The organism is Pantoea sp. YU22 (assembly GCF_003970755.1).
GTDB lineage: Bacteria > Pseudomonadota > Gammaproteobacteria > Enterobacterales > Enterobacteriaceae > Pantoea > Pantoea piersonii.
The window spans coordinates 155,322-167,233 of the sequence record NZ_RYDU01000001.1; the positions used below are offsets into that span (position 1 = coordinate 155,322).

The window sequence follows — 11,912 nt, forward strand, 5'->3', positions numbered from 1 at the left end:
AGTTTACCATCTACTGTTTATCTGACCTTTTATGCCCTGGAATTAGGGCGTTAGCTATGCGGAACTGACTATGAGCAACAATGATAAAGGCGAATCCCATCAGGACGATGTAAAGAAAGAGCAGGATCCTTCCAGCGAGCAGTCTGAACAGGATAACGAGCAGCCTGAGCGCAAAAGACCCGGCAAAAAACCGCTGATCATCCTCGCTATCGTGGTTGTGATCATGCTGATAGTCGGTTTCTGGTTCTGGTTCACGACGCGTAATGAAGAGAGCACCGACGACGCCTTTACCGAAGGTGACGCGGTCACTATCGCGCCTAAAACCTCTGGCTACGTGGTGAAGCTGCTGGTCAAAGATAACCAGCGGGTGAAAAAGGGCGATCTGCTGGTTGAGATCGATCCGCGTGACACTCTCGCTCAGCGCGATCAGGCCAAAGCGCAGCTTGGACTGGCGCAGGCGCAGCTGCATCAGGCGCAGGCGCAGCTGGCGCTCTCTAAAGTGCAGTATCCGGCGCAGCGCGATCAGGCGCTGGCCGATCAGGCGAAAGCGCAGGCGAACCTGTTAAACGCTGAAGCGGACTACCGTCGTCAGCGCGGCGTCGATCCACGCGCCACCAGCCAGCGCAATATCGACACCGCCGCCGCGCAGCTGCGTTCGGCCCAGGCGCAGCTGCAGAGCGCCAAAGCGCAGGTGGAAGTCGCCTCGCAGGTCGCGCTGCAGATCCGTCAGCAGGAAACCAATGTGGAAGCGCGCCAGCAACAGGTCGCGCAGGCGCAGGCGCAGCTGAATACCGCTGAGCTGAACCTTTCCTATACGCAGGTGCGCGCGCCGTACGACGGCTTCGTCACCAAACGTAACGTGCAGCTCGGCACGCTGGTGCAGGCGGGCAGTTCGCTGTTTTCGCTGGTGTCGCCCGATATCTGGATCACCGCTAACTTTAAAGAGTCGCAGCTGGAGCGAATGAACCCAGGCGACAAAGTGGCGATTAGCATCGATGCCTGGCCCGATATGCAGCTGGAAGGGCACGTAGACAGTATTCAGATGGGATCCGGTTCGCGCTTCTCTACCTTCCCGGCGGAGAACGCCACCGGCAACTACGTGAAGATCGTGCAGCGCGTACCGGTGAAAATCGTTATCGACAAAGGGCTGGATCCGAACCATCCGCTGCCGCTCGGCCTGTCGGTTGAACCTAAGGTTACCGTGGAATGAGCCAGGCACAGAGCTGGCAGCCCTCCAGCAATCCGTGGCTGGTGGCGGTGACCGTCACGCTGGCGGTGTTCATGGAGATCCTGGACACCACCATCGTTAACGTGGCGCTGCCCCATATTGCCGGTTCGCTCTCTTCCAGCTACGACGAATCGACCTGGGTGCTGACCTCTTACCTGGTGGCGAACGGCATCGTACTGCCGATCTCCGCCTTTTTCAGTCGACTGTTCGGCCGCAAACAGTTCTTCCTGATCTGCATCGTTATGTTCACTATCTGCTCGTTCCTGTGCGGCATCGCTACCGAGCTGTGGCAGATCATCCTGTTCCGCGTGCTGCAGGGCTTCTTCGGCGGTGGTTTGCAGCCGGTACAGCAGTCGGTGCTGCTTGACTACTTTAAGGCGGAAGATCGCGGCAAGGCGTTCGGTCTCTCCTCGATCGCCATTATCGTCGCGCCCGTTATCGGGCCGACGCTCGGCGGCTGGATCACCGATAACTACAGCTGGCGCTGGGTCTTCTTTATTAACATCCCGGTCGGTGTTTTGACGGTGCTGGCGATCTATCAGCTGCTGGAAGATCCGCCGTGGGAGCGCAAGTGGGCGAAAGGGCGGCTGAAGATCGACTATATCGGCATTGGGTTGATTACGCTGGGTCTCGGCTGCCTGCAGGTATTTCTCGATCGCGGAGAAGATGAAGACTGGTTCGCCTCGCACTTTATCGTGCTGTTCGCCACGCTGGCGCTGGTGGGCATCGTCGGCGCGGTTTACTGGCTGATGTATGCCCGGAAGCCGGTGGTGGATATTCTGGTGATGAAAGACCGCAACTTCTGGGTATCAGGACTGCTGATGGCGGGCATGGCGATGATCCTCTACGGCAGCTCGGTCGTTCTGCCGCAGCTGGCGCAGCAGGATCTCGGCTATACCGCCACCTGGTCGGGACTGGTGCTGTCGCCGGGCGCTATCCTGATTGTGCTGACCATCCCGCTGGTCATCAGCCTGATGCCGCGCGTGCAGACGCGCTATATCATCGCCTTCGGTTTTACCTGTCTGACGCTGGCGTTTTTGTACTCGTCGACCCTGACGCCGGATGTTGATTTTAAAACGCTGGTACTGATGCGAAGCGCGCAGTCGATTGGGCTGGGTTTTCTGTTCGTGCCGCTGACCACCATCGCCTTTATTACCATTCCTCAGCAGCTCAACGCCGATGCGTCGGCACTGTTTACCATGTTCCGCAACGTGGCGGGCTCGATCGGTATTTCGCTCTCAACGGCGGCGATCACCGAGCGCGAACAGGTACGCTCGGCGCATATGGTGCACAACATGACGCCGCTTAACGAGCAGTTCAACATTACCGTGCAGCACTGGGGGCAGGCGATCCGCGACTTCACGTCGGCGGTTGGCGATCCTACCACGCTGGCGGCTGGTCAGCTCTATCAGGAGATGGTGGCGCAGGCGCGCATTCTGGCGTACATCGACGTCTTTACGGGCTTAAGCATCATCGCCCTGATCTTGATTCCATTTTGTTGGCTGCTGTCGCCGATTAAGAGCGAAGGCAGTGCAGGAGCACACTGACATGAAGGTTACCTTTACACGCCAGGTGGCGAGACCGCTCAGCCTGCTGACGCTGGCACTCTGGCTGGCGGGCTGCGCCGTCGGACCCGATTACGAAGCGCCGAAGCCGCAGCTGCCAGGGGGCTATCATCTGCTGGACGCGCAGCAGGCGTCGAAAACCGAGCCCGGCGCCGTCAGCACGCGCTGGTGGCAAACCTTTAACGATCCGCAGCTCAACAGCCTGATCGATCGCGCTATTGAAGGCAACCTGACGCTGCAGCAGGCGGTGCTGCGCATCGCAGGCGCGCGTCAGGAGCTGGCGCAGGCGCGCGGCGGCCTCTTTCCCAGCCTGAACGGCAGCGCGAAAGTCACGCGTCAGCAGCTGGGGCTGGAGGGGCTGTTGAAAGCAAACGGCGTCACCGACCAGCTCGACAGCGATACCGCCAGTCAGCTAAGCAGCCTGGAGCAGCCGGTAACGCTTTATCAGGGCAGCTTCGACGCCAGCTGGGAGCTGGATTTGTGGGGCAAAGTCCGTCGCCAGGTCGAACTGGCCGACGCGCAAACCCAGGCGGCAATAGAGCAGCGCAACGACGCACTGGTCTCGCTGGAAGCTGAGGTGGCGCGCGCCTACCTGCAACTGCGCGGCGCGCAGGCGACAATCGCCACGCTGGAGCAGCAAATCGCCGTGGCGCAGCAGAGCTGGGAGCTGACGCAGAGCCAGCAGCGCAACGGACTCGCGCCGCTCACCGATGTAGAAAACGCGCGCGCGCAGCTCAGTTCGCTGCAGGCGCAGCTGCCGCAGTATCAGTCGCAGGCGCGCCAGGCGATGAACGGGCTGGCGGTGCTGCTGGGCAAAACGCCGGGGGCGCTGGATAACGAGCTTTTCGCGCCGAAAGCGATGCCCGCGCTGCCGCAAATGGTGCCGGTCGGCATTCCCGCCACGCTGGCGCGTCGACGCCCCGATATTCGGCAGGCCGAGGCGACGTTGCATGCGCAGACGGCGAATATCGGCGTGTCGGTGGCGCAGCTTTTCCCCAGCCTGTCGCTCACCGGCCAGCTTGGGGTGCGCAATACCGATGTCAGCTACCTCGACAACTGGAGTAGTCACTTCTATTCCGTCGGCCCCTCGCTGTCGATTCCCATTTTCCAGGGTGGTCGGCTGGTTTCCAGCGTCAGGCTGGCGCGCGCCCAGCAGGCCAGCGCAGCCCTTGACTACCGGCAGACGGTGCTGACCGCGTTGCAGGATGTGGAAAACGCGCTGGTGAGCTATCGCGCCGATCAGGCGAGGGTAACGGCGCTGGACGAAACCACCGGTTCGCTGCAGCGCGCCTTCGATCTGGCCAGCGACAGCTATCGGCAGGGCATCTCAACCTTTATCGACGTGCTGGACGCTCAGCGTCAGCTGGCGCAGGCGCAGGAGCAGGCGACGCAGGCGCGCATGCAGAGCGCGCTCGATTTAGTTGCGCTCTATAAGGCGCTGGGTGGCGGCTGGGAGACTTACCAAAACGTCACGCTGCCGCAGTTCGACGTTTTCGGCCCGGCGACCCCCGCCAGCTAATATTTCTCCTTTTCGGCTGCGGCGCCTGTCGCAGCCGACGCGCCACAGCGCTATATCCGCCGCAATATTATTGAAATAAATATTTCCTTTTTATCCCTGCGTGGATTTTTTGCACGGTACGAAGTATCGCGGCGGGTAAAGCGTTACTCCCCATAAGTGTGATCTGTGGTGCAAAAATAAGCGGAGCCTATGACTCAGCGCGCAAAACTAATATTTCATATTTCATATTTGCGATAAAAATAATCTAGTTTCACTGGATACCTGCACAACACCAGGAGATAACATGTCCAGAGAATCCTACCTTACGCTAAATAAAGCCTCAGGGCCGAACAGCAACACCCGCACCGAACCTTTCGTTAAAGTTATCGCCGTGGTCGCCACGCTTGGCGGCCTGTTATTTGGTTACGATACCGGCGTGATCTCGGGTGCATTGCTGTTTATGGGCCCCGAACTCAATCTCACGCCCTTTACCACCGGTCTGGTCACCAGCAGCCTGCTGTTTGGCGCTGCCTTCGGCGCGCTTCTGTCAGGTCATTTCGCGGCAGCGGCCGGGCGGAAAAAAATTATCCTCGTTTTGGCCATTATCTTTGCTATCGGCGCGCTCGGTACCTCGATGGCGCCGGATGTGGAATGGATGATTTTCTTCCGTCTGGTGCTGGGCGTCGCGGTCGGCGGCGCAGCAGCCACCGTGCCGGTCTATATTGCGGAAATCGCGCCAGCTAACCGACGCGGTCAGCTGGTCACGCTACAGGAACTGATGATTGTCTCCGGCCAGATGCTCGCCTATATCTCTAACGCGGGTTTCAATGCCGCCTGGGGCGGCGAAACGACCTGGCGCTGGATGCTGGCGGTCGCGACGCTGCCAGCGGTACTGCTCTTCTTCGGCATGATGTTTATGCCCGATACGCCCCGCTGGTACGCCATGAAAGGGCGTCTGGCCGAGGCGCGCAAAGTGCTGGAACGGACCCGCGCGCCCCAGGATGTCGACTGGGAGCTGACCGAGATTGAAGAGACGCTGACGGAAGAGGCGCAGCAGCGGCCACGCTTGCGTGAACTGCGCAAGCCCTGGCTGTTTAAGCTGTTTCTTATCGGTATGGGGATTGCGGTGATTCAGCAGCTGACCGGCGTAAATACCATTATGTATTACGCGCCGACCATGCTGAAGGCGGTCGGCATGGATGACAGCGCGGCGCTGTTCGCCACTATCGCCAACGGTGCGATCTCGGTGGTAATGACTTTAGTCGGTATCTGGCTGCTGGGGAAAATGGGCCGGCGCGCCATGACCATGCTCGGCCAGTTCGGCTGTACCGCCTGTCTGGTATTTATCGGTGCGGTCACGTTCTTTATGCCTGAAACGGTTAATGGCCAGCCCGATATGTGGCGCAGTTATATGGTGCTGCTTGGCATGTTAATGTTTTTAAGCTTTCAGCAGGGCGCATTATCGCCGGTCACCTGGCTGCTGCTGTCAGAAATATTCCCGACGCGCCTGCGCGGTATTTTTATGGGCGGCGCGGTATTCGCTATGTGGATCGCCAATTTCCTTATTTCGCTGATGTTCCCGGTTCTGCTGGCAAGCATGGGTCTGGCGGGCGCATTCTTTATCTTTGCGCTGGTGGGCATCGCAGGCGCGATATTTGTCATTAAGTGCGTACCGGAAACGCGTAACCGCAGTCTGGAGCAGATCGAACACTATCTGCATGAAACGCTCTCGCATGATGAAGAGCCTGCTCCTAAGCCGCTGGGTCGCCCGGTAAATAAAACATCATAATTAAAGGTTATCAATTGTGATCTGAGCCGGCGCCTGCGCCGGCTTTTTTTTATCCATTCGTGCCGAGGGTTAGCTTTTTTCGTCCTCTCTTCTGGTTAACCTCGACGCAACAAACGCAGGCGGCACCGCGGGATACTATTCGTAAAATACGCCTGCAGGGCGCTTTATATCGATGCTCTGGACTTAGGCGATTCGCTATTAAAGCCGTTACCAGGCAATGAAAACGATTTCAGCCTTCTGCTTTTATCTGCAAGGTCATTGCTAATTCATCGTTAATAACACATTGAGAATACACTTAAGTTTTCGCGTGGAAATTTTACGATCCGACTTCGGAATTTTCTGTAGTAGAAAATTAATTTATTTTTTTATTTGAATTGGGTAATCTTGTCGCTACAGTTTTATTAACCCCCTTAGTCAAGGACATTGTAATGAGTGACGCATTTAAAGTTCTGAACAACATTCGCACATTACGTGCACAGGCACGCGAGCTGCCATTAAGCGATCTGGAAGAAATTCTGGAAAAATTAACCGTCGTCGTTACCGAACGTCGTGAAGAAGTAGAAGCTGAAGAAGCGCAGAACCGCGAAAAAGAAGAAAAGCTGTCTAAATATCGTGAAATGCTGCTGGCTGACGGCATCGATCCAAATGAATTACTGGGCGCGCTGGAAACCGGTAAAAAACGCGCCAAGCGCGCGCCGCGTCCGGCCAAGTATTCTTATACCGATGAAAACGGCGAAGTAAAATCCTGGACCGGCCAGGGCCGTACCCCAGCGGCAATTAAAAAGGCGCTGGACGCTGGCAAAAGCCTTGACGATTTCCTGATCGGCTAAATTTACCCAATCCTTGCAAGTGGGAGCCGGTGGCTTAAACAGCCATCGGCTTTTTATTTTTCCCCCGCTGCCAGCGGCTTGCCTCAGGCCGCACGCCTGGCGCTGGCATGCGCAAGGCGATGTCTGGCATAATGGCCGCCGTTTTTTCCTTCACTCAGCCATAAAGGTTAATGCCGTGTTAGTAAGCAGCAATATCACCATGCAGTTTGGCAGCAAGCCACTGTTCGAAAATATCTCCGTAAAATTTGGCGGAGGTAATCGTTACGGTTTAATCGGTGCAAACGGCAGCGGTAAATCCACCTTTATGAAAATCCTCGGCGGCGACCTGGCGCCAACCGGCGGTAATGTCTCTTACGATCCCAACGAGCGTATCGGCAAGTTAAGGCAGGACCAGTTTGCGTTTGAACAATATAGCGTGCTCGATACCGTCATCATGGGCCACCATGAATTGTGGGAAGTGAAGCAGGAGCGCGACCGCATATATGCCTTGCCGGAAATGAGCGAAGAGGAGGGCTATAAAGTTGCGGACCTCGAAGCGCTTTATGGCGAAATGGATGGCTACAGCGCCGAGTCGCGCGCGGGCGAGTTATTACTCGGCGTCGGTATTCCGGTAGAGCAGCATTATGGCCCGATGAGCGAAATTGCGCCGGGCTGGAAATTACGCGTGCTGCTGGCGCAGGCGTTATTTTCAAATCCTGATATTTTGTTACTGGATGAACCAACCAACAACCTGGATATTGATACTATCCGCTGGCTTGAGCAGGTGCTGAACGAGCGCGAAAGCACCATGATCATCATTTCGCACGACCGTCATTTTTTGAATATGGTCTGTACGCATATGGCGGATCTCGATTACGGCGAATTACGTGTTTATCCAGGTAATTATGACGAGTATATGACGGCGGCCACCCAGTCGCGCGAACGTTTATTAGCGGACAACGCCAAGAAAAAAGCGCAGATTGCCGAGCTGCAGTCTTTTGTCAGCCGCTTTAGCGCCAACGCTTCTAAATCGCGTCAGGCGACTTCGCGCGCGAAACAAATTGATAAGATCAAACTGGATGAAGTTAAAGCGTCCAGCCGTCAAAACCCTTTTATTCGTTTTGAACAAGATAAAAAATTGTTCCGTAATGCGCTGGAAGTGGAAGCGCTGAGTAAAGGTTTTGATAACGGCCCGCTGTTTAAAAATCTTAACCTGCTGCTTGAGGTCGGTGAAAAGCTGGCGGTCATCGGCGCCAACGGTATTGGTAAATCCACCCTGCTGAAAACGCTGGTGGGCGAACTTGCGCCGGACAGCGGCAGCGTTAAATGGTCAGAGAACGCGCGCATTGGTTATTATGCGCAGGATCACGCCGCCGACTTCGCTGACGATCTTAGCGTCTTTGACTGGATGAGCCAGTGGAAGCAAGAGGGCGATGACGAGCAGGCGGTACGTAGCATTCTCGGCCGTCTGCTGTTCAGCCATGACGATATCAAAAAGCCAGCGAAGGTGCTCTCCGGTGGTGAAAAAGGGCGCATGCTGTTCGGCAAGCTGATGATGCAGAAACCCAACATTCTCATTATGGACGAACCGACAAACCACCTGGATATGGAGTCGATCGAGTCGCTGAATATGGCGCTGGAGATGTATGAAGGCACGCTGATTTTCGTTTCGCACGACCGTGAGTTCGTCAGCTCGCTGGCGACGCGCGTGCTGGAGATCAAAGAGGACCGCGTGATCGACTTTACCGGCAACTACGAAGACTATCTGCGCAGCCAGGGTATTTACTAAAGATCACCCTCTCTTTCTGACAGACAGTATTAAGGGGTAGCGTACGCTACCCCTTATCATTTATGGCCGCACACTTCGCAGTGCGCATCCTGCGCGACCTTCACGCTGCGAAATTCCGCGCTCATCGCGTCATACATCAGCAGCCGCGACGCGGCGGGCGCGCCAAAGGCGGTCAGAACTTTAATCGCCTCCATCGCCTGCATGGCGCCTATGACGCCGACCAGCGGCGCCATTACCCCCGCCTCGACGCAGCTTAACGTCTGCTCGCCAAACAGACGGCTGATACAGCGATAGCAGGGCGTGCCGGGCTGCCAGTTGAACACGCTAATCTGGCCTTCCATACGAATCGCCGCGCCGGAAACCAGCGGCACGCGCTGCGCCCGACAGAGCCGATTAAGCTGTTCGCGTATCTGCACGTTGTCGGTACAGTCGAGCACAACCTGATGTCCGGCGATTAACGCCTCAAGCGCATCCTCTTCCAGCAGGCCGTTAATGGTATCGATATGCACATGCGGATTGATAGCGGCCAGGCTCTCAGCCGCCGAGGCGACCTTGGCGCGGCCGATATCTGCGTCGTGATGCAGGATCTGACGCTGCAGATTGGACAGCGCGACAGTATCAAAATCGAGCAGCGTCAGTGCGCCTACGCCCGCCGCAGCCAGGTAGGGCGATGCCGCGCAGCCGAGGCCGCCGAGGCCGACAACCAACGCGCGGCTCGCCTTGAGTTTTTCCTGACCGTCGAAGTCGAAGCCGCGCAGCACAATCTGGCGGTTATAGCGCAGCATCTCTTCATCGCTGAGTTCGGGCAGCATTACCCCTCCAGCAGCGCGTTAAAGGGCTCAACCTCAACCCATTCGCCCGGCTCAACCGCGCCGCGCTCGCGCTCCAGCACGATAAAGCAGTTGGCGGCGGCGAAAGAGCTAAAGACGTGCGAGCCCTGATGACCGGTGCTGCGCACCTCCAGTTCGCCGTCCGCGCCGCGGCTCATGACGCCGCGCTGAAAGTCGAGGCGGCCCGGAGATTTCTTCAGGCGCGAGGCGGCGCGCGCGCGCAGGCGCGGCGGCAGCGGGGACTCGCTCTGGCCGGTCAGGGCGGCGAGCAGCGGCTGCACCAGCTGATAGAAGGTGACGGCGGCCGAGACCGGATTGCCTGGCAGCCCGCAGAACCAGCTGCTGGCGAGGCGGCCAAAAGCGAAAGGTTTACCTGGCTTGATGGCCAGCTTCCAGAAGGTGATGACACCCAGCTCGTCGAGCATGGTTTTGGTGAAGTCCGCTTCGCCCACCGAGACGCCGCCGGTGCTGATAACCACGTCGGCCTGACGATCCGCCTCTTCAAAGGCGCGGCGCAGCGCCTGCGGGTCATCCTTAATAATGCCCATATCAATCACTTCGCAGCCAAGCTTGCGCAGCATCAGCGAGACGGTAAAACGGTTAGTGTCGTAGATCTGGCCTGGCGCCAGCGGCTGGCCCACTGGCTGCAGCTCATCGCCGGTGGAGAAGACCGCGACGCGCAGCTTGCGCAGCACGCTTACCTCAGCGAGGCCGAGCGAAGCGAGCAGCGGTAATTCCGCCGCGCCAAGGCGCACGCCCGCCGCCAGCACCGGCTGGTCGCGCCGAATATCTTCGCCGATCAGGCGGATATTTTGTCCGGCTTTCACCGGCGCGTTAATCACAATGCCGCCGTCGACTTCGCGCGTCTCTTCCTGCATCACCACCGCGTCGCAGCCGGGTGGTACCGGCGCGCCGGTCATGATGCGCACCACGCTGCCCGTCGGCCAGTCGCCGTTAAAAGGCGCGCCGGCAAAGGCTTTGCCCGCCACCTGAAGCGGCCGATCGGCCTGAATATCGGCCAGCCGCACGGCATAACCATCCATCGCCGAATTATCAAAGGGCGGCACGTCGATGGGCGAGGTGACCGGCAATGCGGTAATGCGGCCAACTGCATCGGCCAGCGGCACGCTGACGCGATCGCGGAGAGGCTGAAGCTGCGCCAGCATTTTCGCCTGCGCCTCTTCAAGAGAAATTAACCCTGAGGTAAAGCTTTCCATTGTGTTTGCAACCTGTGTTAAGACAGTTGCTGCCTATTATGGTGCTAATTGTCAGCAGAGTCACATTTCCGCTGCGGCATAAGCCACAACAAAAGGTTATGGCCGCCGCGCCAGTTTCCTCTTTACAAGTTTTAACAGGCTTTCTATAGTCAAAAATCATTTAATTTGGCTGAAAACCATTTTAAATCAGTGTTTTCACTCCGGTAAAAGGACAGGGCAAGCGTTATGGTTAAAGCAGTCATCGCCATTCACGGTGGGGCAGGCGCCATTACGCGCTCGGCAATGAGCGCAGAAAAAGAGCAGGCGTATCGTCAGGCGCTTACCGATATCATCACCGCAGGACAACGCATGCTGGCGCAGGGCGCCAGCGCGCTGGACGCCGTGACCGAGGCGGTACGGCTGCTTGAAGAGTGCCCGCTGTTCAACGCTGGCAAGGGCGCGGTCTTTACCCATCAGGGCACCCACGAGCTGGATGCCTGCGTAATGGATGGCCGCACGCTGGAAGTCGGAGCGGTAGCGGGCGTGTCGCGCCTGCGCAATCCGGTGCTGGCGGCGCGCAAGGTGCTGGAGGTCAGCCCGCACGTGCTTTTTATCGGCGCGGGCGCAGAGCAGTTCGCGCGGGATAACGGCCTGGAACAGGTCGAGCCCGATTATTTTTCGACGCCGGAACGCTGGGAGCAGCTGCAGCGCGCGCTGGCCAGCGACGAAATGGTGCTGGATCACGACGGCGCGGCGAAAGCGGGCGACCCGCTGGATCCCGACCGTAAATTCGGCACCGTCGGCGCGGTGGCGATCGATGCGGAAGGCAACCTGGCCGCTGCGACCTCGACCGGTGGCATGACCAATAAACAGGCGGGCCGCGTTGGCGACTCGCCGCTGCCGGGCGCGGGCTGCTACGCCAGCAACGACACGGTAGCGGTCTCCTGTACCGGCACGGGCGAGGTCTTTATCCGCACGCTGGCGGCCTATGATATCGCCGCGCAGATGCGCTACGGCGGCCACTCGCTGCAGCAGGCCTGCGTAAACGTTATCCACGACGCCATCCCTGAACTGGGCGGCAGCGGCGGCCTGATCGCTGTCGACCGCTTCGGCAACGTAGCGCTGCCGTTTAACAGCGAAGGCATGTATCGCGCTTTTGCGCGCGTGGGCGAAGAGGCTGAGGTCGGCATCTACCGCGAAGGCTAAGG

Annotated in this window: 9 protein-coding genes; 7 read left to right on the forward strand and 2 right to left on the reverse strand. The window is 58.2% G+C overall.

Annotated features, from left to right (window positions below; translation table 11 throughout):
* Window positions 1–70: 70 nt before the first annotated feature.
* The 6 genes from EKL29_RS00770 (at window position 71) to EKL29_RS00795 (ending at window position 8,678) form a co-directional block, all read left to right on the forward strand.
* Window positions 71–1,210, forward strand: coding sequence for an HlyD family secretion protein (locus tag EKL29_RS00770; RefSeq protein ID WP_126688603.1), 1,140 nt, complete (start codon window positions 71–73; stop codon window positions 1,208–1,210).
* Complete coding sequence (locus EKL29_RS00775; protein WP_120451681.1) at window positions 1,207–2,775, forward strand: DHA2 family efflux MFS transporter permease subunit; 1,569 nt, start codon at window positions 1,207–1,209, stop codon at window positions 2,773–2,775. Before EKL29_RS00770 ends, EKL29_RS00775 begins: the two co-directional genes overlap by 4 nt.
* Before the next feature lies 1 nt (window position 2,776).
* Window positions 2,777–4,312 carry an efflux transporter outer membrane subunit gene (locus tag EKL29_RS00780; RefSeq protein ID WP_126688604.1) on the forward strand — a complete coding sequence of 512 codons (1,536 nt, stop codon included), beginning with the start codon at window positions 2,777–2,779 and terminating at the stop codon, window positions 4,310–4,312.
* Window positions 4,313–4,595: 283 nt separating this feature from the next.
* A complete protein-coding gene (locus tag EKL29_RS00785; protein WP_126688605.1) occupies window positions 4,596–6,080 on the forward strand; it encodes a sugar porter family MFS transporter in 1,485 nt (494 codons plus the stop codon).
* 428 nt (window positions 6,081–6,508) lie between these two features.
* A complete protein-coding gene (locus tag EKL29_RS00790) occupies window positions 6,509–6,910 on the forward strand; it encodes an H-NS family nucleoid-associated regulatory protein (protein ID WP_120451687.1) in 402 nt (133 codons plus the stop codon).
* A 175-nt stretch (window positions 6,911–7,085) separates the two neighbouring features.
* Window positions 7,086–8,678, forward strand: a complete 1,593-nt coding sequence (locus EKL29_RS00795; protein ID WP_120451689.1) for an ABC-F family ATPase — start codon at window positions 7,086–7,088, stop codon at window positions 8,676–8,678.
* A gap of 56 nt (window positions 8,679–8,734) precedes the next feature.
* Here EKL29_RS00795 and moeB read toward each other — a convergent pair whose 3' ends face one another.
* Both moeB and moeA read right to left on the reverse strand, forming a co-directional pair.
* Entirely contained in the window at window positions 8,735–9,490 is a 756-nt protein-coding gene (moeB, locus tag EKL29_RS00800; protein WP_126688606.1) for a molybdopterin-synthase adenylyltransferase MoeB, read from the reverse strand.
* A complete protein-coding gene (gene moeA, locus EKL29_RS00805) occupies window positions 9,490–10,725 on the reverse strand; it encodes a molybdopterin molybdotransferase MoeA (RefSeq protein WP_126688607.1) in 1,236 nt (411 codons plus the stop codon). Before moeA ends, moeB begins: the two co-directional genes overlap by 1 nt.
* A 225-nt stretch (window positions 10,726–10,950) precedes the next feature.
* Between moeA and EKL29_RS00810 the strand changes: the two genes are divergently transcribed.
* Window positions 10,951–11,910, forward strand: a complete 960-nt coding sequence (locus EKL29_RS00810; protein WP_120451695.1) for an isoaspartyl peptidase/L-asparaginase family protein — start codon at window positions 10,951–10,953, stop codon at window positions 11,908–11,910.
* Window positions 11,911–11,912: the final 2 nt, after the last annotated feature.

Bases quoted from the DNA above. Each gene is read 5' to 3' on its own strand.
- moeB (WP_126688606.1), bottom strand. From the start codon at position 9,490: ATGCTGCCCGAACTCAGCGATGAAGAGATGCTGCGCTATAACCGCCAG.
- EKL29_RS00810 (WP_120451695.1), top strand. From the start codon at position 10,951: ATGGTTAAAGCAGTCATCGCCATTCACGGTGGGGCAGGCGCCATTACG.
- EKL29_RS00785 (WP_126688605.1), top strand. From the start codon at position 4,596: ATGTCCAGAGAATCCTACCTTACGCTAAATAAAGCCTCAGGGCCGAAC.
- EKL29_RS00790 (WP_120451687.1), top strand. From the start codon at position 6,509: ATGAGTGACGCATTTAAAGTTCTGAACAACATTCGCACATTACGTGCA.
- moeA (WP_126688607.1), bottom strand. From the start codon at position 10,725: ATGGAAAGCTTTACCTCAGGGTTAATTTCTCTTGAAGAGGCGCAGGCG.
- EKL29_RS00780 (WP_126688604.1), top strand. From the start codon at position 2,777: ATGAAGGTTACCTTTACACGCCAGGTGGCGAGACCGCTCAGCCTGCTG.
- EKL29_RS00770 (WP_126688603.1), top strand. From the start codon at position 71: ATGAGCAACAATGATAAAGGCGAATCCCATCAGGACGATGTAAAGAAA.
- EKL29_RS00775 (WP_120451681.1), top strand. From the start codon at position 1,207: ATGAGCCAGGCACAGAGCTGGCAGCCCTCCAGCAATCCGTGGCTGGTG.